The 25100-nt window shown below is 70.1% G+C and carries 21 protein-coding genes; 9 read left to right on the top strand and 12 right to left on the bottom strand.

The annotated features are described in order from the left end of the window. Positions 1–53 precede the first annotated feature (53 nt). From ACLBKU_RS15725 to ACLBKU_RS15710, 4 genes are read right to left on the bottom strand one after another with little or no spacing between them, the layout of a single operon-like run. Positions 54–1253, bottom strand: a complete 1200-nt coding sequence (locus ACLBKU_RS15725; RefSeq protein WP_410180502.1) for an MFS transporter — start codon at positions 1251–1253, stop codon at positions 54–56. After that, entirely contained in the window at positions 1250–2311 is a 1062-nt protein-coding gene (locus ACLBKU_RS15720; RefSeq protein ID WP_410180501.1) for a LacI family DNA-binding transcriptional regulator, read from the bottom strand. The genes ACLBKU_RS15725 and ACLBKU_RS15720 overlap by 4 nt, the downstream gene beginning before the upstream one ends. Before the next feature lie 22 nt (positions 2312–2333). Beyond that, positions 2334–3305: a family 16 glycosylhydrolase gene (locus tag ACLBKU_RS15715; RefSeq protein ID WP_410180500.1), complete on the bottom strand. Its 972-nt coding sequence runs from the start codon at positions 3303–3305 to the stop codon at positions 2334–2336. A gap of 16 nt (positions 3306–3321) precedes the next feature. Then, positions 3322–6687, bottom strand: a complete 3366-nt coding sequence (locus tag ACLBKU_RS15710; RefSeq protein ID WP_410180499.1) for a TonB-dependent receptor domain-containing protein — start codon at positions 6685–6687, stop codon at positions 3322–3324. A 193-nt stretch (positions 6688–6880) separates the two neighbouring features. On the opposite strand from ACLBKU_RS15710, the gene ACLBKU_RS15705 reads away from it, so the two are divergent. Next, complete coding sequence (locus ACLBKU_RS15705; RefSeq protein WP_410180498.1) at positions 6881–8392, top strand: tryptophan halogenase family protein; 1512 nt, start codon at positions 6881–6883, stop codon at positions 8390–8392. A 4-nt stretch (positions 8393–8396) separates the two neighbouring features. Here the strand turns inward: ACLBKU_RS15705 and ACLBKU_RS15700 are convergent, their stop codons facing one another. Further along, entirely contained in the window at positions 8397–9194 is a 798-nt protein-coding gene (locus tag ACLBKU_RS15700) for an NTP transferase domain-containing protein (RefSeq protein ID WP_410180497.1), read from the bottom strand. Then, on the bottom strand, positions 9191–10204 hold the full coding sequence (locus tag ACLBKU_RS15695; protein ID WP_410180496.1) for a phosphoribosylglycinamide synthetase: 1014 nt from the start codon (positions 10202–10204) through the stop codon (positions 9191–9193). Before ACLBKU_RS15695 ends, ACLBKU_RS15700 begins: the two co-directional genes overlap by 4 nt. A 102-nt stretch (positions 10205–10306) precedes the next feature. On the opposite strand from ACLBKU_RS15695, the gene ACLBKU_RS15690 reads away from it, so the two are divergent. Further along, positions 10307–11773 (top strand): hypothetical protein, encoded by a 1467-nt coding sequence (locus ACLBKU_RS15690; RefSeq protein ID WP_410180495.1) that lies wholly within the window; start codon positions 10307–10309, stop codon positions 11771–11773. Here ACLBKU_RS15690 and ACLBKU_RS15685 read toward each other — a convergent pair. The 5 genes from ACLBKU_RS15685 to ACLBKU_RS15665 all read right to left on the bottom strand — a co-directional run bounded on the left by ACLBKU_RS15685 (position 11770) and on the right by ACLBKU_RS15665 (position 19693). Further along, a complete protein-coding gene (locus ACLBKU_RS15685) occupies positions 11770–12723 on the bottom strand; it encodes an NAD(P)/FAD-dependent oxidoreductase (RefSeq protein ID WP_410180494.1) in 954 nt (317 codons plus the stop codon). The two genes, ACLBKU_RS15690 and ACLBKU_RS15685, sit on opposite strands and share 4 nt — an antisense overlap. A 31-nt stretch (positions 12724–12754) precedes the next feature. Continuing rightward, positions 12755–13741, bottom strand: a complete 987-nt coding sequence (gene egtD / locus ACLBKU_RS15680; protein ID WP_410180493.1) for an L-histidine N(alpha)-methyltransferase — start codon at positions 13739–13741, stop codon at positions 12755–12757. A gap of 1 nt (position 13742) precedes the next feature. Next, positions 13743–15017 (bottom strand): ergothioneine biosynthesis protein EgtB, encoded by a 1275-nt coding sequence (egtB, locus tag ACLBKU_RS15675; RefSeq protein WP_410180492.1) that lies wholly within the window; start codon positions 15015–15017, stop codon positions 13743–13745. 131 nt (positions 15018–15148) lie between these two features. After that, complete coding sequence (locus tag ACLBKU_RS15670) at positions 15149–16537, bottom strand: class II 3-deoxy-7-phosphoheptulonate synthase (protein ID WP_410180491.1); 1389 nt, start codon at positions 16535–16537, stop codon at positions 15149–15151. 126 nt (positions 16538–16663) lie between these two features. After that, positions 16664–19693, bottom strand: a complete 3030-nt coding sequence (locus tag ACLBKU_RS15665) for a M16 family metallopeptidase (protein ID WP_410180490.1) — start codon at positions 19691–19693, stop codon at positions 16664–16666. A 111-nt stretch (positions 19694–19804) separates the two neighbouring features. On the opposite strand from ACLBKU_RS15665, the gene ACLBKU_RS15660 reads away from it, so the two are divergent. From ACLBKU_RS15660 to ACLBKU_RS15630, 7 genes are all read left to right on the top strand, one after another. Continuing rightward, complete coding sequence (locus tag ACLBKU_RS15660) at positions 19805–20386, top strand: NifU family protein (protein WP_410180489.1); 582 nt, start codon at positions 19805–19807, stop codon at positions 20384–20386. After that, a complete protein-coding gene (locus ACLBKU_RS15655; RefSeq protein WP_410180488.1) occupies positions 20383–20991 on the top strand; it encodes a malonic semialdehyde reductase in 609 nt (202 codons plus the stop codon). Before ACLBKU_RS15660 ends, ACLBKU_RS15655 begins: the two co-directional genes overlap by 4 nt. Before the next feature lie 55 nt (positions 20992–21046). Further along, positions 21047–21664: a tRNA (adenosine(37)-N6)-threonylcarbamoyltransferase complex dimerization subunit type 1 TsaB gene (gene tsaB / locus ACLBKU_RS15650; protein ID WP_410180487.1), complete on the top strand. Its 618-nt coding sequence runs from the start codon at positions 21047–21049 to the stop codon at positions 21662–21664. Continuing rightward, entirely contained in the window at positions 21661–22146 is a 486-nt protein-coding gene (locus ACLBKU_RS15645) for a GNAT family N-acetyltransferase (protein WP_410180486.1), read from the top strand. The genes tsaB and ACLBKU_RS15645 overlap by 4 nt, the downstream gene beginning before the upstream one ends. Positions 22147–22259: 113 nt before the next feature. Beyond that, a complete protein-coding gene (locus tag ACLBKU_RS15640; protein WP_410180564.1) occupies positions 22260–22712 on the top strand; it encodes a MucR family transcriptional regulator in 453 nt (150 codons plus the stop codon). Positions 22713–22861: 149 nt separating this feature from the next. Then, positions 22862–23284: a Fur family transcriptional regulator gene (locus tag ACLBKU_RS15635; protein ID WP_285712989.1), complete on the top strand. Its 423-nt coding sequence runs from the start codon at positions 22862–22864 to the stop codon at positions 23282–23284. A gap of 9 nt (positions 23285–23293) precedes the next feature. Next, on the top strand, positions 23294–24142 hold the full coding sequence (locus ACLBKU_RS15630) for a lysophospholipid acyltransferase family protein (RefSeq protein WP_410180485.1): 849 nt from the start codon (positions 23294–23296) through the stop codon (positions 24140–24142). Between the two features lie 16 nt (positions 24143–24158). Here the strand turns inward: ACLBKU_RS15630 and ACLBKU_RS15625 are convergent, their stop codons facing one another. Next, the gene (locus ACLBKU_RS15625) at positions 24159–25043 is read right to left on the bottom strand and encodes a LysR substrate-binding domain-containing protein (protein ID WP_410180484.1); all 885 of its coding nucleotides are present in this window, start codon (positions 25041–25043) and stop codon (positions 24159–24161) included. Positions 25044–25100 lie beyond the last annotated feature (57 nt).

Below are 25100 nucleotides of genomic sequence, written 5' to 3'. Positions count from 1 at the left end.
TATTCTTGAGAACGTTATCAGAGTAGGCCGGGAGCGCCCTTTTGGCAAGCGCCTCAGGCGCGCGGGCGGGCGGTGGCGAGCAGCACGGCGCTCGCCAGCGAGAGCGCGGCGAAGAGCAGGAACAGGCCCGCATAGCCGAAGCGCGGCACCAGCAGCACGGTCAGCCACGGCATCACCATGCCGGGCACGGTGTTGGTGAGGTTGAACAGCCCGAGATCGCGCCCGCGGTGCTGGGGCAGCGCGAGGACGCGCAGCGTCTGGCTCGAATGCAGTGCGAGGAACACCGCCGCGGCGAGCCCGAACAGCACGTAGCCGGCGACCGCCTGCGCGAGGCCCTGCGCGGCGGCCATCGTGAGCATCCCCACCGCACACAGCACCGCGCTCGCCGCGAGCGGGCGGACCGGGCGCCCGCGCCGGTCGGTCCAGCGCCCGAGCCACAGCGACAGCGGCACCGAGGCGACGAGCACGACCGAGAAGACATTCGCCGCGGCATTCTCGGGAAAGCCGGGCGCGAGCGAGCGCAGCCAGTAGAGGAGGAAGGCGAACATCCCCCCTTCGGCGACCTGCACCAGCAGCCGCGCCGCCCACATCCGCGCGACCACCCCGCTCTGCCGCGCGCGGGCGCTCGCGGGGGGCACGGGCGCGACCAGCGCGGGCCTCACCCGCCCCTTGCCGAGCAGCACCGCGGGAAGCACGAGCGCGCTCACCAGCCCGGCGACCACCGGCAGCCGCGCGTCCGGGTCGACGAGGCCCACGTAGGTGACGAGCGAGCCCGCCAACGCCCCCAGCGCCGGGGCGAGCGCCAGCGCGCCGCCGAGGATGCCCTTCTGCGCGTCGGGGAAGCAGTCGCCCGCCCAGGCCATGAGGGGGCTGAGCATGAGGTTGAGCGCGACCTGCCAGACCATCACCAGCACGACGACCTGCGCGACGCTCTCCGCCTCCCCGACCGCGAGCAGCAGCAGGTTCGAGGCGAGGAGGCCGGCGAGGATCCACGGACGCCGGGTGCGGCTGCGGTCGCTCAGCCAGCCGACCGCGATATTGGCAAGGCTCGCCATCACCGCGCCGAGGAAGGTCACCTGCGCGAGCGCGGCGACATCCTCGCCGCCCTGCATCTCGGCGATCCGCTGGGGGAGAAGCACCGTCAGCAGCGGCACATAGGCGACCGCGCCCCCGGCGGCGGAGAGCGCGAAGAGGGCGAGGAACCAGCCGGGCTGGCGCTCCGGCGGAGCGGCGGCGGCTGGCGGCGCGGTCAAGCGCGCGCCGCGGGCGGCGGCGCGGTCGAGGAGCGCTCGACGAGGCCCGCGGCGACCTCGATCACCTTGGCGCCGCCCTCCTTCGGGGGCGCGCGCGCGATCAGCTGCTCGACCGCGCGGCTGACGGTCTCGGCGATCGGCTGGTCGATCGCGGTCAGCGGCGGCTGCGAGAAGCGCACGATCGGGGTGTTGTCGAAGGAGATCAGCGACAGGTCGCGCGGGACCATCAGCCCGCGGTCGCGCGCGACCTCGAGTGCGGCGAGCGCCATCTGGTCGCTGGAGGCGATGATCGCGGTGAGATCGGGGTTGCGGTCGAGCAGCGCGCGCGCGGCGCGGGTGCCGCTCTCGTAGCCGAAGTCGCCGACCTCGAGCAGCCCCTCCTGCGGCAGGCCGCGCTCGGCGAGCGCGCGCTTCCAGCCCTCGATCCGCCAGCCCGAGAGGCTGTAGGACGAAGGCCCCGCGATCATGGCAATCCGCGTGTGGCCGAGCGCCGCGAGACGCGTGGTGGCGAGATGCGCCGCGCCTTCATCGCCCATCGTCAGCGGGATGCCGGGCCCCGCCGCGTCCGAGCCGATCCGCGCGAAGGGAATGGAGCGGCCCGCGAGAAGCTCGGTGATGAGGCGGTTTTCCGAGTGCGGCGGGGTGAGGATCACCCCGTCGGGCTGGAGCGCCGAGAGCGCCGCGCCGAGTTCGCGCTCGACGTGGTCCGAGTGGGTGTCGACCAGCTCCACCATCATCCGGTAGCCGTGCTTCGAACAGGTGAGGATGCCGCCGAGGAGCATCTGGTCGACCCAGTCGGTCCCGCGCCGCTCGCGCCAGTCGGCGAGCGTGCGCTCGCGGTCGTTGATGGCGAGGATGATGTAGGAGCGCGACCCGCTCATGCGCTGGGCGGCGAGCGAGGGGACATAGCCCAGCCGCTCGATCGAGGCGCGCACCTTGTCGCGCACCTGCGGGCGCACGTTGGGTCCGCCGTTGACGACGCGGCTCACGGTCTGGAGCGACACGCCCGCGTCCTCGGCGACGTCCCTGATCGTGACTGTCTTGCGCACCCGCGCCATCAGCGTTTCGCGTCCCCGTCCGCTACCGGATGCAGGCGCTTCCCGTCGCGGGATCGCCGGCGCAGCGGTAGACCCTTATCCAATCGATTGCGAATTGCGCGGGAAAGCTGCTCGCGGCAACCCCCTTGGCGTTGTTTTCTTCCGACAATCGCCCGCCCACGGCAAGGTTCGCCATCAGGTAGAAGGGCTGGTCGAAGGGCGCGGCGGACCGACCCTTGGCCTGCGGGGCGGCGGTGCTCCACTCATCGGCGGTGACGGTGAGGTGCACGCGGTCATCGACGAGGAAGCGGATCAGCCCCTCGCCCCATTCGACCGCATAGACGTGGAAGTCCTCCGAGGGGAGCGCGCCGCCGGGCAGGGTGTTGCGGTGATCGACGAAGCGGTTGGCGGGCGGGACGTTGCCGAAGTGCAGCGCGCTGATCGTGCGGTTCTCGGCGCCGCCCGCGCAGGTCTTGCAGGGCGCGCCGATGTTGACCGCCTCGAGGATGTCGATCTCGCCCGAGCGCGGCCAGGCGCCGTAGGCGGGCGCGTCGGGCATCATCCAGATCGCGGGCCAGGTCCCCTGCCCCGCCGGCACCTTCGCGCGCGCCTCGATCCGGCCATAGCGCCAGGCGTGGAGGCCGATGGTGCGCACCTTGCCCGAGGTGTGCGACTGGATCACGGTGGGGTTGTCGTATTCCGCGATCTCGGGCGGGCGGGCGGGGCCGGCGTGGCGCTCCTTCCGTGCCTTGAGGAGCAGCATCCCGCCTTCGACCGCGATGTTCTCGGGCCGGTCGGTGTAGCACTGGCGCTCGTCATTGCCCCCGCCCCAGCACGAGACTTCCGGGGTCCACTTGGAGCGGTCGAGCGCGGTGCCCTCGAACTCGTCGGCCCAGACCAGCTCCCAGCCCGCGCCCTCGAGCGGGGCGAGCGGCCGGTCCCCGGGCGAGGCTGCGCCCGAAAGCAGCAGGGCCGCCGTCAGCGCGCTCGCCTTCAGCAGCCCTGCCCTGGTCATGTCGCGGTCTTTCCCGTCAGAAGTCGAAGCGCGCGAGGAAGGTGAAGCGCCGGTCGTTGCGGAACGCCGACCTTTGCACCCGCGTGCCGTCGAAGTCGATCACCTGGCTGGTGCGAAACACCTCGTCGAGCAGGTTCACCCCCTGCACCCCGAGCTTCACCCCGTCGGTGACGGTGACGAAGATCGAGGCGTCGAGCTGCCCGGTCTCCTCGCCCCAGATCGGCGAGAAGGGGAAGATGTCGTCGCGCGGGGTGATGAGGAAGGCCGAGCGCCAGTTGTAGGCGGCGCGCGCCGAGAGCCAGTCCTTCTCGAAGAACAGCACCGCGTTGACGGTGTGCTTGGAAATCCCCGCGAGCGGCTGGAAGGCGGCGAAGTCCCCCTGGTTGTTCGCGAGGTTGGTGTTCCGGAAGTCGCTTCCGTCGACATAGGTGTAGGTGAGCTGCGTGCCGAGCCCGCTGAGGAACCCCGGCAGGAAGTCGTAGGTCTGCTGGTAGGCAAGCTCGACCCCCTTCATCACGCCGTTCTGGCGGTTGTCGGGGCCGTTCACCTCGACCTCGAGGTCGAGCCCGCTCGGGGACACGAAGTTGACGAGGTCGACCCCGTTGTTGACGATCCCCTTGATGTCCTTGGCGAAGGCCGAGACCGTCAGCGAGCCGACCCGGTCGAAGTACCACTCGACCGAGAGGTCGTAGTTCCAGCTCTCGATGGGGCGCAGGTTGCGGTTGCCGGTGAAGATCTGGAACAGCGGCCCCGTCTCGAGGGTCCCTTGCGAGCGAAGGTCCCCGGTGTTGTCGCCGATCCCCCCGCCCGAGCGGAAGGCGGCAAGGTCAGGGCGCGAGATGCCCTTGGAAACCGCGGCGCGGAACAGCAGGCCGTTGCCGGTGTCGAGCAGCGCGTTGAAGCTCGGCAGCCAGTTGTCGAAGGTCACCGCGCGGTCGTCGAGCACGACTTCCCCGGTGTGCGCGGCGGCGAACTCGGCACGGCGGGCCTGCGAGAGACGGCAATAGGCCGGCAGCTGATCCGGCGGCTGCTGCGCGGCACGGGCACAGGCGGCATTCACCTCGGAGAGCTGGGCAACGCCGTCGCCGTTGCCGCCCGACTGCACGTTGTCGAAGAAGAACGGGTTGGGGAAGCCGATCAGGCCCGCCGCGACGACCTCGGTCTGGACATAGCGCAGGCCGATATTGCCGGTGACCTTCCAGCCGTTGGCAAAGTCCGTGCCGTAGTCGAGGCGCGCATAGGCGGCCTTGGTTTCTTCCGAGACGTCACTGATCTCGTTCTCGCAGAAGGGCGTGCACTGGGTCGTCTGCCGCGTCAGGGCGTTGGTGAAGCTGCGGTTCTGCACCCCGAAGAACGGGTTCGGGGTCTGCGAGAAGGTGTTGATCTCGCGCGCCTGGCGGGCCGAGGCGCCCGAAAGGTATTCCTTGAGGAAGCTGTCGGCGCCGAAGAAATGCGCGCCCCCCGGCAGCGGCGCGGGGGCATTGCCGCGCTGGAAGCCGTTGTCGAAAGGGGCGCGCAGGTTGGCGTAGTTCGGGAAGTCGTCGACGAAGGCACCGCCCGCGATCGCGAATTCCTGGCCGGGCAGGCCCGTGAAATAGCGGCCCGGCACGAAGCCGTTGGTGCGCTGATCCGGGAAGCGGCGGTTCGGATCGAAATCCGGGTAAACCAGCACGCCCGGCGCCGTGGCGCTGCACCCGTCACCCTGTCCCCATGGCGCGCAGCCCGCGCGGCCCGCCCAGGGTGCCGAGAGGTTGCCCCAGGTGCTGAAATTGGTGTCGCGCGTGGTCTGCCCGCGCTCCGACCAGCGCGCGCCGAACTTGACCTGCTTGAAGAAGCCCTCGTCGCTGATGTCGTATTCGGCATCGAAGCGCAGCGTGTCGAGATCGCCGTCGTTGCGCGCGATCGAATCGAGCAGGAACCAGTAATAGGTGTTGCGGCCGGAGGTGAAGTAGTCCGCCGGCGCCCCCGGAGGCGCGAGGAACTGCACCTTGGGCACCTTGCCGCTGACGTCGAGGTCGATGTTCGCCCAGGTCGACATCGTGCCGATCACCGAATCCTGTCGCAGGTCGGACTGGATCCGCTGCGCCTCGAAATTGACGCGCAGACGGTCGGTGATGGCCCAGTCGACGTCGAGCGAGTAGTCCTCGGTCGAGGCGAGCGTGTTGCGCTCGAAGCGCAGCAGCTCGAGCGGGATGCCGCCGCGGCCGAGGGGGTTGGCATAGGCATCCCCGATGCGCTGGCTGAGGATGCCCCGCTGGAAGAAGCCGTTGCTGTCGAATTCCCAGGTGCTGCCCGCCGCGGGGACCGGGAACAGCGCATCGTCGTTGACCAGCGCAACCGCGGCGTTCTCCTTGGTGAAGAAGCTCGTATCGGCGCGCAGCCACTCGAAGGTGACGAGCAGGTCGCGGTTGGGGCTCTCGTACTGCATCACCGCCGAGATGGCCTCGCGGTCGCGCTCGAGATCGGTGGTGCGCACGCCCGCGCCCTTGGGGACGACCACGGCGCCCGCGGGCGGGAAGTTGTCGGGGCCGAACACCGGGCCGCCGCTGAACCCGCCGCTGCCGACCGGGCGCACGCGCAGGCACGAGCCCTGGAGGTTCGCGGCGCGGTAGCAGGGGTCGGCGACCTGCGAGGCGTCGGTGCGGCTGATGAGCTCCGAGCGCGCATAGCCGAGCTGGAAGCCGAGCGTGCCCGCGTCGGTCTCCCAGGTGGTCGAGGCGAGCACCGAGCCGCCGGGCGACCATTCCTCGGCAAGGTCGCCGACATTGGCCTCGATCGTGCCCGCGATGTGGGTACCCGGCCGGTCGAGCGGCTTGCGGGTGACGAGGTTGACGGTCCCGGCGATCCCGCCTTCGACCATGTCGGCGGTGAGGTTCTTGAACACCTCGACCCGGCCGAGCAGTTCGGGCGAGACCTCGTTGAAATTGAGAACGGTTCCGCCGTTCGCCGAGAAGATGTCGCGGCCATTGAGCTCGGAGCGCACGAAGTTGAGGCCGCGGATGATGACGCCGGTCCCCTCGACCGAGAAGCGGTCGGGGTCGGAGGGCTTCTCGAAGCGGCCGATGTTGACCCCGGGCACACGCTGGAGCGCCTCGGCGACCGAGCGGTCGGGGAGCGCGCCGATGTCCTCGGCGGTGATGACGTCGACGAAGGTGTCGGCATCGCGCTTGATGTTCTGCGCCGATTGCAGCGAGGCGCGGTAGCCGGTGACGATGATCTGCTCCTCGCTGACCGGCTCGGCAGCGGCGTCGGCGGCGTCCTTGTCCTGGTCCTCGGCCGCAGCGTCCTGCGCCAGCGCCGGGCTGGCGGCGACGATGGCGAGCATCGAGGCGGTACCAAGTGCGAGCAGACGCCGGCGCGGCGCAACGGTTGCGGTTCTCATGATCGTTCAACTCTCCCCATGCCGCGCGACGGTTTCTTGCCGGAAGCTGCGGTCCGGCTTGTGGTAACGCATCTTGAGAGCGTTCTCAAGACTTGTAATCCTGCGTTCATATTGCATTCTGGCAACACATCGCGGAGGCGGGTGCGGTGCCTTTCGCGAGGGCCGGAACCGGTCCAGGGGATGCGAGGAAATCGTGGCAATAGAGCGGATTATCATCGTCGGGGGCGGAACGGCCGGATGGATGGCGGCGGCGGCGCTGTCGCGGCTCAAGGCGGGGCGGGCTGTGGATATCCTTCTCATCGAGTCCGAGGCGATCGGGACCGTCGGGGTGGGCGAGGCGACGATTCCCCCCTTCGTCGGCTTCAACCGGCTGCTCGGCATCGACGAACGCGAAATGCTCAGCGCTGTCGGCGGCACCTTCAAGCTCGGCATCCAGTTCGAGAACTGGGGCCAGCTCGGCGACAGCTACATCCATCCCTTCGGCGCCTATGGCTACAGCATGGGCGGGATCAGCTTCCACCACGTTTGGCACCGCATGGCGGAAACGGGCGACCGGCGCCCGATCCAGGTCTTCAATCTCGAGACGATGGCCGCCTATTTCGGCAAGTTCGCGCGCACCGAGGACTACCAGCGCGACGACCTGCCGCCGGTCAACTATGCCTATCACCTCGACGCGGGGCGCTATGCCGCCTTCCTGCGCAAGCTGGCCGAAGGCCGCGGCGTGGTGCGCCACGAGGGCAAGGTCGCCGATGTCGCGCTCCACCCGGAGACGGGCTTCGTCACCGCGGTGACGCTGGACGATGGCCGCCGGTTCGACGGCGACCTGTTCATCGATTGCTCGGGCTTCCGCGGCCTTCTCATCGAGCAGGCGCTGAAGACCGGCTATGACGATTGGAGCCACTATCTGCCCTGCAACCGTGCGGTCGCCCTGCCCTGCCTGCGCGAGGACGGCAGCCCGCCCCCGCCCTTCACCCGCGCTACCGCCCACTCGGCCGGCTGGCAGTGGCAAGTGCCGCTCCAGCACCGGAACGGCAACGGCCATGTCTATTGTTCGGAGTTCATGGAGGACCAGGCGGCGCTCGACATCCTCCTCGGCAATATCGCCGGAAAGCCGCAGGCCGAGCCCAACTGGCTGCGCTTCACGACCGGCAGGCGCAAGAAGTTCTGGAACCGCAACGTCGTCGCGCTGGGGCTGGCTGCGGGGTTCATGGAGCCGCTCGAATCGACCTCGATCCACCTCATCAACACCGGCATCGACAAGCTGATCTCGCTGCTGTCGCTGGACGGGATCACGCAGGTGCAGGAGGACACCTTCAACCGCCTGACGGGCCGCGAATATGCCCGGATCCGCGACTTCCTGATCCTGCATTACAACGCCACCGAGCGGACGGATTCGGACTTCTGGAACCACTTGCGCACCATGGCGGTGCCCGAAACGCTCACCGAGAAGGTCGAGATCTTCAAGGCCAACGGCCAAATCTTCCGCGAGGAGGACGAGCTCTTCACCGAGACCAGCTGGGCGGCGGTGATGATGGGCCAGCGGATCCGCATGGGCGGCCGCAACGCGATGGCCGACGCGCTCGACCCGGTCCAGACCCGCAGCGAGGTCGACGAGATGGAGAAGTCGATCCGTTTCCTCGTCGAGCGGATGCCGGGACACGGCGATTACCTGAAGCGCTACTGCCCCGCCCCGATGGCGGCGTGAGGCTTCAGGCCGCGGCGCGGCGGCGGGCCATGATCTCGGTCGCGCAGGCGTGGGTGCGCTCGTTGTCGACATCGATCGCGTAGCTGCCGTCGGCGAGCACCACGGGGACCAGGCGCACCTTCATGCGCTTCGAGATGCGCTGGAAGGCCCCCGCAAGGCTCAGCCAGCCCTGGCGGAACATCAGCGTGTTGACGAGCCCGAAGGCGTTGATGACCCTGCGCGGGTTCTTGGCGAACTGCCCGCCCTCGCGGAAAATCTCGACCACGCGCAGCACCTGCGGCGCGGCGATCCAGTAGGTGTTGCAGTTGGAATAGCCATCGTCGGCGAATTCGTAGAACCGCCGCTGGCCTTCCGGGTGCGCGGCGAGGATGTCGGCCTTGCGCGCAAAGGCGGCCGCGGCGTCGGCATCGCCCGCGCCTGCGACCATCAGCGCGATGCTGTCCGGCGTCATCAGCACGTTGTCGGCGGTGGTGATGAGGATCGGAAACTGCGCCTGCGCGGCGGCGGCGAGCACGCTTTCGGCGAGGTTGTGCTCGGCCTTCAAGGCGGTCAGACGCCCCTCGGCGACCAGCCGGTCGGCGGTGGGCAGGCCCTGAAGGATCGCCGGATCGTTGATCGAGATGACGACGTTCCCGACCTCCGGCGCCGCCACCAGCGCCTGAAGCACATGCTCTATGCAGGGCGTGCCCAGCACCGGGACGAGGCACTTGTCGGCAACGCCATGCGCCGCCGCGAGCGGATCGATGCTCCCGTCGCGGCGACCCGCCAGCACGAGCGCGGTCGCCTTCCTGCCCGCCGTCATTGCGCGAACAGACCCTGCCGCAGCATGCTTTCGGCGACGATCGTCTCGATCAGGTCTTCCTGCGTCATCCCGGCGAGGATCGCCGAGCGGCCGAAGACCTTTTCCGACCACAGGTTGCAGTTGAGGTTGACCTCGAGGAAATCGATCCGCCCGCTTTCATCGTCGACCCGGAATTCGAAGCGCCCGTAGTCGAAGGGGTCGAAGATCCCCATCAGCTTCTCGGTCATCTCGGTGATCCGCGCGACCATCTCGGGCCGGTCGTAATGGACGAGGCTGTACTTGTTCGAGCGGTCGACGAGGTCGCGCTTCTCGTAATAGGTGCGAAGGTGCGCCGGGTCCTGTTGGAGGAACTGCATCATCGGCATGATCGTCGGGCGGCCGTTCACGGTGATCACCGGCACCTCGACATCGCTGCCGACGAGGAAGGGTTCGACGATCGCGTCATGCCCGTCGGCATGGACCGAGGCGATCGCGGTCTCGAGGCTCGCGGCATCGGTCGCATCCTGCACGCCCCAGCTTGCCGAGGAAGCGTTGGGCTTGATCACCCAGCGCTCGGCGGGGGGGACGATGCTCACGTCCACCGGCGCGCCGCGGCGGAAGATCGCCCAGGGCGCGGTCGGCACGCCGCGCGCGTGGCATTCGAGCTTGGAGAGGTGCTTGTCGTCCGAGAGGCCGCGCAGGATCGGGGTCGCGCCGATATAGGGCAGCCCGAGCCGGGTGCAGAGCAGCGGCAGCATCATCTCGGAATTGAGGAAGCCCCCGCGATTGAGCAGCGGGAAGACGAAATCGACGCCCTCGGGCTTCTCGAACAGCGCGTTGTAGCTGTTGGCGACCTTGAGGCCGATGCCCAGCCCTTCGAGGATCGTGCGCACCTCGTGGTGGTAGATCGCATGGTTGCCGTCTTCGGGATGCAGCGACCCGTCGCCCAGCGCGTGCTTGGCGATGAACAGGATGGTGAGGCGCTGCTTGGCGTCCTCGGGGATACGGGTCGGGCGGATGGTCTGCGTCACGGGCGTCTCGCGTCCTTTGGGGAGAGGCGGGCCTATTGGGATCAACGGTGCCGAAAATCAACCGCTACCATTTGGTCGCTGACATGGGCTAAGGGCGCGCGCATGAGCGAAACCCGCAAGTCCGACGCGCGCCTCGGCGAACTTTTCAGCACCGGCGGCGACGCCCGGATCGTCATCGACCCGGCGACCCGCCGCAACCAGTACATGAGCTCGCCCTGGCCGGTGGCGACGGTCGCCTATGCCTCCTCGACCGCGAACGACGTCTCGGCCGATGCCTATGCGCACGGGCTGGAGCGCCTCGCCGCGTTAGCACCCGATGGCGCGCTCTCGCCCGAGGGCTATGCTGCGGCGCTCGAGGGCCTGCGCGGGCGCATCCTCGCGGCCTATGGCGTGACCACTCCGGCGAGCGTCGTCTTCGCCGCCTCGGGCACGGACCTCGAATATCTCGGCCTCGCCCACGCCAAGGGGCGCAGCAGCATCGGCATCCGCAACGTGCTTCTGGGCGCGGACGAGGTCGGCTCGGGCTGCGTCTACTCGGCGAGCGGGCAGTTCTTCGCAGGGCTGACCGCGCGCGGCGTGCCGGTCGCCAAGGGCGAACCGATTGGGGGCGACCTGCCCGCGCGCGTCGAGCTCTACAACATCCCCGTGCGCGACGACGCGGGCCGCGCGGTCAGCGCCGCCGAGATGGCCGACGCGATCGACCGCGCCGTCGCCGAGGCGCACGCCGAGGGCAAGCACACGCTCGTCCACGTGCTCCACGGCAGCAAGACCGGGCTCGTGGTGCCGCATTTCGAGCACATCGACGGTCTGCGCGAGCGCCATGGCGCGGCGGTGAGCTTCATCGTCGATGCCTGCCAGGCGCGGATCACCTCGCAGGCGATCCATGCCTACCTCGCGCGCGGCTGCATCGTCATGCTGACCGGCTCCAAGTTCATGGGCGGCCCGCCGTTCAGCGGCTTCGCGCTGGTGCCGCAGGCGCTGATCGACGCCGCCGCCGAGCTGCCGCGCGGGCTCGCCCAGGTGTTCCGCCGCGCCGAGTGGCCCGCCGACTGGCCGGGCGTCGGCCAGCTCGACGAGGAGGCGAACCTCGGCCTGCTGATGCGGCTCGAGGCGAGCATCTTCGAGCTCGAGCACTTCCAGGCGATCCCCATCGCGCGGGTCGAGCGCGTGGTGCTGGCCTTCCACGCCGCGGTGCGCAGCGCTTTCGTCGAGCGGCTCGGTGGCCGCCGCCTTGCGCCCTACGAGCCCGGCGCGCTCGCCGAGGGCGATGCGCACCCGGTCGAGATGCGCACGCTCTCGACCATCGACCTGCGCGGCCTCCCGGGTGCGCCCGACTTCGACGACGCCGTGGCGCTGCACAAGGCGCTGGTGGAGCGCGACGTGCGGCTCGGCCAGCCGGTGAAGTGCGTGAAGCTCCCCGACGGGCGCTGGGGCGCGACGATCCGGGTCGGCCTTTCGATGCCGCAGGTCACCGCCTTCGACCGTATGGACGACGCCGCGATGACGGCGAAGCTCGCGGCCGACATGGACCGCATCGTCGCCGCCATCGAGGACGTGCGCGCGGCCTAGGCGCCGGCGGCGATCACCGCCTGCGCGAGCGCGCGGCCCGAGAGCCACGCGCCCTCGACCCGCGGGCTGTGCAGCCAGTCGCCGGCGACTCCGATGTTGATGTCGGGGTCGTGGAGGGGGCCCTCACCCTCGCGGGCCTCGGGCAGGGCATAGAGCCAGCGGTGCGCGTCGAAGTGGATCGGTGTGGCGGGGGCGATACCCGCGGCGGCGAAGAAGTCGGCGAGAAGCGTGGCGGCGACCTCCTCCCTCGGCGCCTCGACCAGTTCGCGGCTGCGCTGCGGCGAGGCATGAATCACCCAGGCCTCGCCGCCCGCGCGCCCGGGCTTGGCCGAGTTGCGCGCCGCCCAGGCGATCGGTCCGGCCTCGGAGCGGAGGGTGTCCGGGAGCGGCAGGGGCGCGGCGAAGCCAGCCATCACCGCCCAGCACGGCGCCGAGGCGACCCCCGCCGCGAGCGCCGCGAAGGCGGGCGCGGCCTCCGCGAGCAGCACCGCCGCCTGCTCGGCCGGGACGGCGACGAGCACGGTCGCGGCGGTGAAGCTCGCCTCCCCCGCCTCGACCTGCCAGAGCGCGCGGTCGCGGCGCATCCGCTCGGCGCGCAGGCCCCAGCGCACGTCGAGACCCTCGGCCATCGCCTTCACGCAGGCGTTCATGCCCGGGGTGCCGACCCACGCCTCCTCGCCCGCCGCAGGCCAGCGCGCGACGACGCCGGCCTGCTCCCAGGCGGCGACGGCCTCGCGGAAGGCGGGATCGCGCGCGGTGAAATATTGCGCGCCGTGGTCGAAGCGCAGCGTCCCGCCGCCCGCCTCCACGCGCCGCGTCGCCATCCGCCCGCCGGGGCCGCGGCCTTTGTCGAGCACGATGATCCGCCTGCCCGTCGGTGCGAGAGCGCGCGCGGCCGAGAGGCCCGCCATGCCGCCGCCGATGATGAGAATGTCTGCTTGTCGGTCCATCCCGCGCCAATGCGCAGGTGGAGCGATGGTTTCAAGGCGCCGAACGCGGGCGCGCGGCCTCGGCAAGCACCAGCGAGAACTGTCGGCCCAAGTCGGTCCAGCGCGCGCGCGGCTCCCACCCGCCGGCGGCGAGGAGGAGCTGGGCCGAGCGCTTGGTGAACTTGTGGCTGTTCTCGGTGTGGATGCTCTCGCCTGCGCGCATCGCGAAGGACCTGCCGCTGACGGTGAAGGCGAAGTCCTCGGCGGCGACGAGGTGCATCTCGATGCGCGCGAAGGTGTCGTTCCAGCGCGCCTCGTGGCGCAGCTTGTCGACCGGGATGTCGCCGCCGAGCTCGCGGTTGACCCGCTCGGCAAGGTTGAGGTTGAAGCGCGCGGTCACGCCTTGCTCATCGTCATAGGCCGCCAGCAACACATCCTCTTCCTTGACGAGGTCCATCCCGATCAGGAGCAGCGCCCCCTCGCCGAGCGTCGCGCGCATCGAGCGCAGGAGGTCGGTGGCGGTGCGGGCAATCATGTTCCCGATCGTCGAGCCCGGAAAGAAGCCGAGCTTGGGAAGGTCCGCGACCTCGGCGGGAAGCTCGACGCGGCGCATGAAATCGGCCTCGACGGGCCAGACCGGGAGCCCTGGGAACTTCTCGGCGAGCGCGGCGGCCGAGGCCCGCAGGAAATCGCCCGCGATGTCGAGCGGGACATAGGCCGAAGGGCGGATCGCCGAGAGCAGCAGCGGGGTCTTGACCGAGGAGCCGGAACCGAACTCGACCACCGCCCGCCCCTCGCCGATCAGCGCGGCGATCTCGCCGGGCCGGTCGGCCAGGATCTCGGTCTCGGCGCGGGTGGGGTAATACTCCGGAAGCCGTGTGATGTCCTCGAACAGCGCCGAGCCGATATCGTCGTAGAACCACCGCGCGGGGATCGCCTTCTGCGGCTCGGCAAGCCCCGCGAGCACGTCTGCGCGGAAGGCGAGGTCGACCCCGCTCGCATCGCGCTCGACCAGCCTCAGGCTCCGGGTCACGGCCATCTCAACAATCCTTGGCAAGCCGCAGGCCGGTGAACTGCCAGCGCTGATGGGGGTAGAAGAAGTTGCGGTAGGAGGGCCGCGAATGGCCGCGCACCGTCGCGCAGCTCGCGCCGCGCAGCACCACCTGGCCGCTCATGAACTTGCCGTTGTACTCGCCGACCGCGCCCGCCGCCGGGCGGAAGCCGGGAAAAGGCAGGTAGGCCGAGCGGGTGAACTGCCAGCAATCCCCGAACAGCCCGGGCGAGCCGACCGGGAGCACCGGCCCGGCGCAATAGAGCTGGTTGCCCGCCGCGGGATCATGCGCAGGGGCCGGCGAGGCGCCGTCCTGCCCGCGCGCGATCGCCTCCCACTCGAACTCGGTCGGCAGGCGCGCGCCCGCCCAGGTGGCGAAGGCATCGGCCTCGTAGAAGGAGATGTGCGTCACCGGCGCGTGAGGGTCCCGCGCCTGCCAGCCCTGATGGGTGAAGTGGGTGCCCTCCGCGCCCCGGTAGAGCGGCGCCGTCACGCCCTCGCGCTGCACCCAGGCCCAGCCGTCGGAGAGCCACAGGCGCGCGTCGCGATAGCCGCCCCCGGCGATGAAGGCGTCCCACTCGGCATTGGTCACCAGCCGGTCGGCGAGCGCGAAGGGCTCGAGCAGCACGCGGTGCGCGGGGCCCTCGTTGTCGAAGGCGAACCCGTCCGACTGGTGCCCGACGCGGGCGATCCCGCCGGGGTGCGCGTGCCAGCCGAGCGGACCCGCAGGCGCGGCCGCCGCCGGCGCCCCGCCCTGCCACATCGCCGGGCCGAGGGGGTTCTGGAAGAAGGCGTGCTTGATGTCGGTGAGCAGCAATTCGGCGTGCTGCTCCTCGTGCGCGACGCCGAGCGCGATCAGGTCCGCGAGCGCGGGGTCGCCGAGCAGCGGCTCCATCGCCGCGGTGACGATGGCACGCCATTCGAGCACCTCGGCAAGCGTCGGGCGCGACAGCAGGCCGCGCGCGGCGCGCGAGATGCGCGCGCCCTCGGCCTCGTAATAGGAGTTGAACAGGAACGGCCAGTCCGCGCGGTGCAGCCGGTAGCCCGGCGCAGACCCACGCAGCAGGAAGGTCTCCCAGAACCACGTCGTGTGCGAGAGGTGCCACTTGGCGGGGCTCGCGTCCTCCATCGACTGGAGGCTCGCATCGGCATCGCTGAGCGGTCCGACCAGCGCCTCGGTCAGCGCGCGGATTGCCCGGAACCGCACGGCGAGCGCGCCTTGCGCGCTGCCGCTCCCGGGATCGATCTGCTCGCTGCGATGCACCCACGCCCTCCGCTTGCGCCCCGGCGGCCATTCGCACGAACGCCGCCTGCCGTTACACAGGAAAGACGCTCGATAGCCGCGAAGCTATCGGAAAATCATCACACCCATCAAGTTTGCCCGCCGAGGACGCCTCAGGCCGCGTGAGCGTGGCCCTCGGCCTCGCGCGCGCCGCCCGCCGCCTCGTTGAGCATCTCGGCGACGAGGAAGGCAAGTTCGAGCGACTGCTCCGCGTTGAGGCGCGGGTCGCAGTGGGTGTGATAGCGGTCGCCGAGGCGCTCCTCGGTGATCGCGACCGCCCCGCCGACGCATTCGGTGACGTCCTGCCCGGTCATCTCGATATGGATGCCGCCCGGGTGCGAGCCCTCGGCGCGGTGGACCGCGAAGAAGCCCTTCACCTCGCGAAGGATGCGGTCGAAGGGCCGGGTCTTGAAGCCGCTGTCGGACTTGACGACGTTGCCGTGCATCGGGTCGCAGGACCACACCACCGGGTGCCCCTCGCGCAGCACCGCGCGCACGAGCTTGGGAAGCCCCTCCTCGACCTTGTCGTGGCCGTAGCGGCTGATGAGCGTGATGCGCCCCGCCTCGCGGCCCGGATTGAGATCGTCGAGCAGGCGCAGCAGCGCGTCGGGCTCGAGGCTCGGCCCGCACTTCATGCCCAGGGGATTGCCGATCCCGCGCGCGAACTCGACATGGGCCGAGCCGGGGAAGCGGGTGCGGTCGCCGATCCACAGCATATGCGCGCTCGTCGCATACCAGTCGCCGGTCAGCGAATCGCGCCGGGTCATGGCCTGCTCGTAGGGGAGCAGCAGCGCCTCGTGGCTGGTGTAGAAGCTCGTGCCCTTCAATTGCGGCACGGTGCCGGGATCGACACCGCAGGCCTCCATGAAATCGAGCGCCTCGCCGATCCGGTCGGCCATCTGGGCGAATTTCTCGGTCCACGGGGTGCGGCCCATGAAGTCGAGCGTCCACTGGTGGACCTGCCGGAGGTTGGCATAGCCCCCGCCCGCGAAGGCGCGCAGCAGGTTGAGGGTGGCGGCGGCCTGCGAATAGGCGCGCACCATCCGGGCCGGATCGTTGCGGCGGCTGACGGGGTCGAACTCGATCCCGTTGATGTTGTCGCCGAGGTAGCTCGGCAGGGTCACGCCGTCGATGGTCTCGGTCGGTGAGGAGCGCGGCTTGGCGAACTGGCCGGCCATCCGCCCGACCTTCACCACCGGGCGCTTGCTGGCGAAGGTCATCACCACCGCCATCTGGAGCAGCACGCGGAAGGTGTCGCGGATGTTGTTGGGGTGGAACTCGGCGAAGCTCTCGGCACAGTCGCCGCCCTGCAACAGGAAGCCGTGGCCGTTCGCGACCTGCGCGAGGTCGGCCTTCAGCGCCCGCGCCTCGCCCGCAAAGACCAGCGGGGGGTAGGAGGAGAGCGTCTTCTCGGCCTCGGCGAGCTCGGCCGCATCCTCGTAATGCGGCAGGTGGCGCGCTTCGTGCGTCTTCCAGCTCTCGGGGGTCCAGGTCTCGGGCACGTCACTCACTCTTTCTGGCTACTCGCGCGGGGGGCGCAGCGGGCTAGGCACCGCGGCACGAATTGTAAAGGCGCAATGCCGCGCGGCACAACATTATTTCCCGGCCACTGTCAGCGGCCGGGCCGATCACCGGCCCGACGGCAGCGCCCGCGCGGGGATGCCGGCGGCCCCGCCCACCGGCGCCTCGGCGAGCGTCTGCCCCTCGGGGATGATCGCCAGCCGGAACTCGGCCGCCGAGAGGTAGCGCTGCGCGAGGATCTGCATCGCCTGCGGGGTGGTGCGCGAATAGTCGTCGAGCAGGGTGCGCAGCAGCGCGGTGCGCTGCGGGTCCTGCGTCGCGCCCTCGAGGTTGTAGAGCCAGAACTGGTTGCCGGTCGAGGCGCGGCTGATCCGCTCGCGCAGCGGCCCGGTCACCCGCGCCAGCTCGTCGACGGTCGGCGGGGTGGTGGCGAGGTCCTTGGCGATCCGGTCGGCCTCGGCGAAGAACACCGGCACCATGCGGGGCTCGAGCTGGGCGAGCGCGGCGATGCGCCCGCCGCTGGCGATGTCGGTCGGCCAGGTCGAGAAGGCCTGCGGCGAATAGCTCGCCCCGGCGCGCTCGCGCAGCGCGTCGAGCAGGCGGTTGCTGAACAGCTGGGTGAGGATCTCGAGCTGGCGGCTCTCCCGCAGCGCGGCCGTGCCGCCGCCGCTCGGCCAGGTGACGACCGCCGCGGCCTGGTTGGCATCGCCGCGGTGGGTGACGACCGTCGGCTTCTCCGAGGGCGCGGCAAAGCCCGGCACCCGCGCGGCGACCTCGGCCGGGATCGGCTCGCGCGGCGCGAGCGCGCCGAAGGTGAGGCGCAGCTGCTCGATCACCTTGGCCTCGTCGTACTGGCCGAACACCAGCACCTCGACCGGTCCCTGCTTCAGCAGCGGCTCCCACACCTGTCGGAAGCCTTCGGGCGTGGCGGCCTTGAGCATCGCGGGATCGGGGGTCTTGAAGCGCGGGTCCTTGCCGGTGACGAGATATTCGTAGTCGCGGCCGAACACGCCGTCGGGGCTCGTCGCATAGGTGCTGTAGGCGAGCTCGGCGGCGGCCTTGGCGCGCAGCACCGGGTCCTTGTCCCAGCGCGGCATCCCGATCTTGGCGGCGAACAGGTAGAGCTGGTCGTTGACGTCCTCGGCGCGGGTCTGCGCGGTGAGGGTGAAGACCGCATCGTCGATGTCGAAGTCGAAGCCGAGCTTGCGGCCGGTCGCGAGCCGGTCGATCTCGTTCTGGCCGAGCTCGCCCAGACCCGAGCCGACCAGCGCCTGCTGGCCGAGCGCGGCGTAGACCGCGCTGTCCTTGTCGAAGGCGCGCCAGCCCGCGCCGAAGCGCACGCGAACGGTGACGCGGCCCGGCTCGGCATCGTTGGCCCAGAGCAGCGCCTTCACGCCGTTGGCGAAGTCGACCTGCTTGATCTCGAGCACCCCGAGCGGGCGCTCGGCGGCGATCATGCCGGGCGCGCCGACGGGGGGGAGGTCGGCGAAGGAAATGGTCTGCGCCGCGAGCCGCGCGGTGGTGTCGACCTTGGCCTCGGCGGCGAGCCCGGCGCGGAAGGCGGCGACGTCGGCCTCGCCCCTGGTCGGCGTGACGTAGACCCCGCGCGTCACCGTGCCCTCGAAGAGCTGCTGGGTGTGCTTCAGCACCCGCTCGGGCGTGAGGCGCGGTTTCATGCCACGGAACACGCTCAGCACCACCTTGGGCGCGGCGACGGTCTCGCGGATGTCGACGGCGTTGACGAGGTTGTCGGCGAGGCTCGAGCCCGACTTGACGCTCTCCTGCTCGACGTCGTTGGCGAAGACCACGTCGAACTGCGCGACCTCGCGGTCGATCTCCTCCTGGGTCGGCGGGTTGACGAGCGCGTCGGCGATCACCGCGCGCACGTCGGCGAGTGCGGCCTGCCAGTCGGCGCTGAGCGGCGCGAAGGTGACGAAGGTCGCGTCCGACGAGCGCGAGACGTCGTCCTGCTGGACCTGCGCGTAGAGGAAGCTGCCGCCGCCGCGCGCACGGCTTTCGAGCCGGCGGTTGATGATCGCCTGGGCGACCGCGTCGGTGAGCAGGCCCTCGTTGTAGACGATGGTGTCGGTCACCTGCCGCCACGGGCGCATGATCGCGTAGGTGAGGCTGCGCGGCAGGTCGGGCTCGACCCCGATGGCGAGCTCGCCGATCGGGGTGGCGGGCCCGGCCGGGTCCTTCGCGGCCGCCGGGGCGACGGGATCGCCGAAAGCGGGCGCGACGCCCGGCTTGCCGGTGCCCTTCCAGTCGCCGAACCACTGCTCGACGAGCCCGGCGAGCAGCATCGGATCGGCATCGCCCGCGACGACGATCGTGGTGTTCTCGGGCCGGTACCAGCGGTCGTAGAAGGCCTTCACCGCCTTGCCGGTCGCGCCGTTGAGCGTCGCGTCGGTGCCGATCGGGTTGCGCACCGCGAGGCGCTGCCCGGCGAAGAAGGTCTGGCGGGTGAGGTCCGCCATGCGCAGCCCCGCTCCGCCCCGCTCGCGCTTCTCGGCGAGCACGATCGGCCGCTCGGCAGCGACGTTGGCGTCGTTCAGCACCGGCTCGCGGATCATCCCCGAGAGCAGCTTGAAGCTTTCCGAGAGCTTGGCCTGGTCGATGTTCGGGATGTCGAGCTTGTAGGCGGTGTGGGTCGGCGTCGTCTCGGCATTGGCGTCGCTGCCGAAGGTCGCCCCGAGGCGCTGCCAGGCGGAGATCGCCTCGGCCTGACCCAGATACTTGCTCTCGCGGAACAGCAGGTGCTCGAGGAGGTGCGCGAAGCCCTGCTCGCTGTCGCCCTCGTAGAGCGAGCCCGCATCGATGCGCACCCGGATCGACATCTGGCGCGGCGGCACCCCGTTGCGGCGCACCGCGTAGCGCAGGCCGTTGGGCATCTGGCCGAACACCCACTGCGTATCGGGCGGAATGTCCGAGCCCTTGTAGAGCCACGCCTGCCCCTCGGACTGCACGTAGCGCGGTGCGGGAACCGCGGGCGCGGCGGTCGGCGCGGTCTGCGCGTGGACGGGGCCGTGGGACTGCGCGGGCTTCGGCTGCGCCTGCTCGGCGAGCAGGGGCTGGAAGGCCACGAGAGGAGCAAGCAGGAGGGCGAGAGCGCGGGCCGCGCGGGAAGACGACGTCATGGGCGAGGCTTATAGGGCGACGAAGTGTGAAGCGATAGTGAATGCTTGGGCTTCCCGTGCCTTGCACGCCCGCACCTTGTCGCGCGGCCCTGCGAGGCCTAGATGGGGCCCATGTTCATCGAGACCGAAACCACCCCCAACCCCGCGGCGCTCAAGTTCCTCCCCGGCCAGCCGGTGATGGCGAGCGGCAGCCGCGAATTCGCCACCCCCGAAGCCGCCGAGGCGAGCCCGCTCGCGCAGGCGATCTTCGACACCGGCGAGGTGGTGAACGTCTTCTTCGGCGCCGACTTCGTCTCGGTCACTGCCGCCCCCGGCGCCGACTGGGGCGCGCTCAAGCCGCAGGTGATCGCGATCCTGCTCGACCACTTCGTCTCCGAGGCCCCGCTCTTCGCAGCCCAAAGCGCGAGCGGCATCGCCGTCCCCCCGCCCGAGGAGGAGATGGCGGTCGAGGAACGTCCCGAGGATGCCGAGGTGATCGCCGCGATCAACGAGCTGCTCGAGACCCGCGTGCGCCCCGCCGTCGCGGGTGACGGCGGCGACATCGCCTATCGCGGTTTCCGCGACGGGGTGGTCTACCTCACGCTCCAGGGCTCGTGCTCGGGCTGCCCGTCGAGCACCGCGACGCTCAAGCACGGCATCGAGGGGCTGCTCAGGCACTACGTCCCCGAAGTCACCGAGGTGCGCGCGGCATGACCGTCCAGTTCCACGACCGGGCCCTGTCGGCCGAGGCGCTCGCCCAGCTCTTCACCGAGGCGAGGAGCTACAACGGCTGGCTCGACAGGCCGGTCAGCGACGCGCAGCTCCACGCGATCTGGGACCTTGTCAAGATGGCGCCGACCTCGGCCAATATGCAGCCCGCGCGGATCGTGTGGGTCAAGTCGCCGGACGCCAAGGCGAAGCTCGCGGCCTGCGTGATGGAGGGCAACAAGGCCAAGGTCCTCACCGCCCCCGTCACCGCGGTGATCGGCTACGACATCGACTTCCACGAGGAGCTCCCCTGGCTCTTCCCCCACACCGACGCGAAGAGCTGGTTCGAGGGCAACGAGGGGGCCCGCGAGGAAGGCGCCTTCCGGAACTCCTCGCTGCAAGGGGCCTACCTGATGCTCGCCGCGCGCGCGCTGGGGCTCGATTGCGGGCCGATGTCGGGCTTCGATCCGGCCGCCGTCAACGCCGCCTTCTTCGCCGATGAACCCCGCCACCGGGTGAACTTCATCTGCTCGGTCGGCTACGGCGACCCTGCCAGCATCTTCGGCCGCAGCCCCCGCCCTGATTTCGCGCGCTTCAACACCATCGTCTGAGCCTCGCACTTTGCCCGCTTGCGCCCCGGCACGCACTGGGGCATCGGCGGGCGCAATGCGGACGCTCGCCATCGAAACCGCCTCCGAGGCGTGCTCGATCGCCCTTTTCGAGGGCGAGGCGGCGATCGCCCGCGACCACCGCGTGATGGGGCGCGGTCATGCCGAGGCGCTGGTGCCGATGATCGGCGCGCTGCCGGACAAGGGGCGTGCCGGGCGCATTCTCGTCGGCCTCGGACCGGGCAGCTTCACCGGGGTGCGGATCGGCCTCGCCACCGCCCGCGCGCTCGGCTTCGCCTGGGAGGCCGAAGTGCTCGGCTACCCGACCCTCGCGCTGGTCGCTGCGGAGGCGGGGACTGACGCGCCGCTCACCGTGTGCATGAACGGCGGGCACGGCGAGTTGTTCGTGCAGGATTTCGCCGCGGGCCTGCCGATGGGGGAGTTGCGTTCGCTGAGCCCCGCCGCAGCCGCCGAGCGGGGTGCGCAGGGGCGCGTCACCGGCAACCGGGCGCGCGAACTCGCCGCTCTGCTGGATGGCGAGCGGGAGGTGATCGAGCGCCTGCCCGATGCGGGTGCGGTGCCGCTGCTGCCGCCTGCCCTGCTCACCGCCGCGCTCGCCCCGATCTACGGGCGCGGGCCCGATGCGACCCCGATGGCCGGGCGCGTGACCGCATGACGAGCCCCGCCACCGCCGACCCGGCGCTCGTCGATCGGATCATGGCGGTGATGGAGGCCGCCTTCGATCCGGCCTATGGCGAGGCCTGGAACCGCCGCCAGGTCGCCGAGGCGCTGGCGCTCGCCAACACCCACGCGCTGGTGGTCGATGCCGAGGGCGCGCCGATCGCCGGGGCCTCGCCCGCGCTGCCCGCCGGCTTCGTGCTCACCCGCCACGTCCTCGACGAGGAGGAGCTGCTGCTCATCGCGGTCGTGCCCGAGGCGCGGCGGCGCGGGGTCGGCACCGCGCTGATCGAGCGGCTCTTCGCCACCGCCCGCACCCGGGGCACGGCACGCATCTTCCTTGAAATGCGGCGCGGCAATCCCGCGATCGCGCTCTACCGCAAGCTCGGATTCGCGCCGATCGGCGAACGCAAAAACTATTACCGCATGGCTAATGGCGAACGCGTCGATGCAATTACTTTCGCAAGGTCAATCGAATAGAATTCGGTTCGTCGCAAAGCGGAGAATACGCAAAGCAACCCGGTTGCCAAGATTGCACGGACAAGGCATGGCGCAGTAACCGACGCAAGTCGAACGCCGTGCGCGAGGAACTCATGCAAGACCTGGAAATCGATATGAAGGAAACGCTTATCACGCTGACCAGCGACATCGTCGCCGCGCATGTCAGCAACAATGACGTGGCGGTGGCCGATCTGCCCTCGCTCATCACCAACGTGTACTCCGCGCTCGCCAATCTTGGCGAGACGCCGGTGGTCGAAGAAGCCAAGCCTCAGCCGGCCGTCGCGGTGCGCAATTCGGTCAAGCCCGAATACATCGTGTGCCTCGAAGACGGCAAGAAGCTGAAGATGCTCAAGCGCTATCTTCGCACCAATTACAACATGAGCCCGGAAGAATACCGCGCGCGCTGGGGCCTGCCGGCCGACTATCCGATGGTCGCGCCGATGTATGCCGAAAAGCGCCGCGATCTCGCCAAGAAGATCGGCCTCGGCCGCAAGCCCGGCACGCCCGCGCCCAAGGCCCGCCGGCCCAAGAAGACCGCCGCCTGACGCGCGGTCGTCGCAGGCCGCCACCGCCTTGTTGAGAGGGCGGCCGGCCCCGCTTGAGCAAGCAGCCCCGTCCCTGTAGGGATGGGGCTGCTGTGCTTTTGGGCACCGCCGTCCGGCAGGGATCGGCGCGCCCGGCGATGGAGCTTTCCTTGACCCACAAGATCGATCTCGAACAATTGTGCGCCGAAAAGGGCCTGCGCATCACCGAACAGCGCCGGGTGATCGCGCGGGTGCTGTCGGAGAGCGACGATCACCCCGATGTCGAGCTGCTCCACAGCCGTGCCGCCGCGATCGATCCGCGCATCTCGATCGCCACGGTCTACCGCACCGTGCGCCTGTTCGAGGAGGCGGGGATCCTCGACCGCCACGATTTCGGCGACGGCCGCTCGCGCTACGAGCCGGTGCCCGAGGCGCATCACGATCACCTCATCGACGTCGAGACCGGCAAGGTCGTCGAATTCGTCGATCCCGAGGTCGAGGCGCTCCAGCGCCAGATCGCCGAGCGGCTCGGCTACCGGCTCGTCGATCACCGCATGGAGCTCTACGGCGTGCGGCTTTCCCGCAATGACTGACCGCGCGCAATGACTGAGGCCGAACTCCGGGCGGCCGCGGCGCGCGGCGAGGCGACGCCGGTGAGCCTCGCAGGCTGGCTGCGCATCGCCGCACGCGCCGCGGGGCTGATCGGGCTGCTGCTGGTGTTCGTGCCGCTCCACTACCTGTTCCGCCTGTTCGCCTATGGCTCGCCCTTCCCGATGCTGTTCCTGCGCTACGCCGCGCGGGTCTGCGGGGCGCGGGTCGAGGTGCGCGGCACCCACCTCAAGCGCGACGTGTTCTTCGTTGCGAACCACGTCTCCTGGCTCGACATCCTCGCGATGGCGGGCGCGAGCGGCACGGCTTTCGTGGCCAAGGCGGAATTGGGCGAGGTGCCGGTGATCGGCTGGCTTTGCAGGCTCAACCGCACGGTCTTCGTCAAGCGCGAGAACCGCCTGGGCGTCGCCGAACAGATCAACGCGCTGAAAGATGCGCTCGTCGACAACTGGTCGGTGACGGTCTTCCCCGAGGGCACCACCACCGACGGGCAGTCGCTCCTCCCCTTCAAGACCTCGATGCTCTCCGTCCTCGAGCCGCCCCCGCCCGGCGTGCTCGTCCAGCCGGTGATCGTCGACTATGGTCCGGTCGCCGAGTGGATCGGCTGGATCGGCGAGGAAGGCGGGCTCAACAACGCCAAGCGGGTGCTGTCGCGCAAGGGCAGCTTCACGGTGCGGCTGCACTACCTCGAGCCGTTCAGCCCTGAGGACTTCAAGGGGAGGAAGGCGATCGGCCAGGAATCCCGCCGCCGCATCGAGGAGGCGCTGATCGAGATCCTCGGGCGCCCCTTGCGCCCCTTCGCCCACGTGGTCGCGCCCGTGCGCTACGAGCCCACTGTTTGAAGGGGCAGACCGCCCGTCACAACCCCGCCCTCACCAGCCAGTCGTGGAAGATCCGCACCGGGCGGCTTTCCAGCGCCACAGGCTTGCAGACGAACCAGTAGGAATAGGGGCTCTCGACCGGCTTGCCGGGCAAGTTGGTCAGCCGGTTGTCGTTGGCGCGGCGCAGGTGGTCGTCGTGCATGATCGCGATGCCGAGGCCCTGCGCGGCCGCCTCGAGCATCAGCGCGCCCGAATCGTAGTGGTCGATCGCGGCGGGGTCCATCTGCTCGAGCCCGTTCGCCTTCTTCCACGCCTGGAAGCTCTCGGGCAGCTCGTTGTGGATGAGGAAGGTCTGCCTGGCCATCGCCTCGGGGGTGATGTCGGGGCCGATGCTGCGCGCGGTGTCCTTCGAGCAAATCGCGTGAACGAGGTTGTGGTCGAGCCGCACCGCGTGCAGGCCCGACGCCGGCCCGCGCGAGAGGATGATCGCGGCATCGAGCGTGTCGCCGACGCGGTCCTCGAGATGCGGCGCGGTGTCGATGTCGATGTGGAGCAGGGGGTGGCGCTTGCGCAGCTCGCCAAGGCGCGGGAACAGGCGCTGGCTGCCGAACATCGGCAGCACGCCGAGGCGCAGGCGCAGCAGCGCGATGTTGTCCGACTGGCTCTCCACGGCGCGAGCGAGCGCCTCCATGTGCGGGTTCACCGCCTCGTAGAAGGCCTGGCCCTCGTCGGTGAGCTGCATCGACTGGCGCGCCCGGGTGAAGAGCTTCTTGCCGACGAATTCCTCGAGATTGCTGATCCGCCGCGACAGCGCCGAGGGGCTGAGGCCGATCTCCTCCGCCGCCGCGCGCGCCGAGCCGAGGCGCACGGTGCGCATGAACGCCTCGAGGGCGCGCAGGGGGGGCAGGCGGCGTGCGGGCATCGGCTCTCTCTCCTTGTTGGAGCAGTTACGCCGCCCATGGCCGCTGGGATGCAAAAA

It is taken from the genome of Erythrobacter sp. NE805 (assembly GCF_046452355.1).
Classification (GTDB): domain Bacteria; phylum Pseudomonadota; class Alphaproteobacteria; order Sphingomonadales; family Sphingomonadaceae; genus Erythrobacter.
This window is presented reverse-complemented; position numbering and strand designations above follow the sequence as displayed.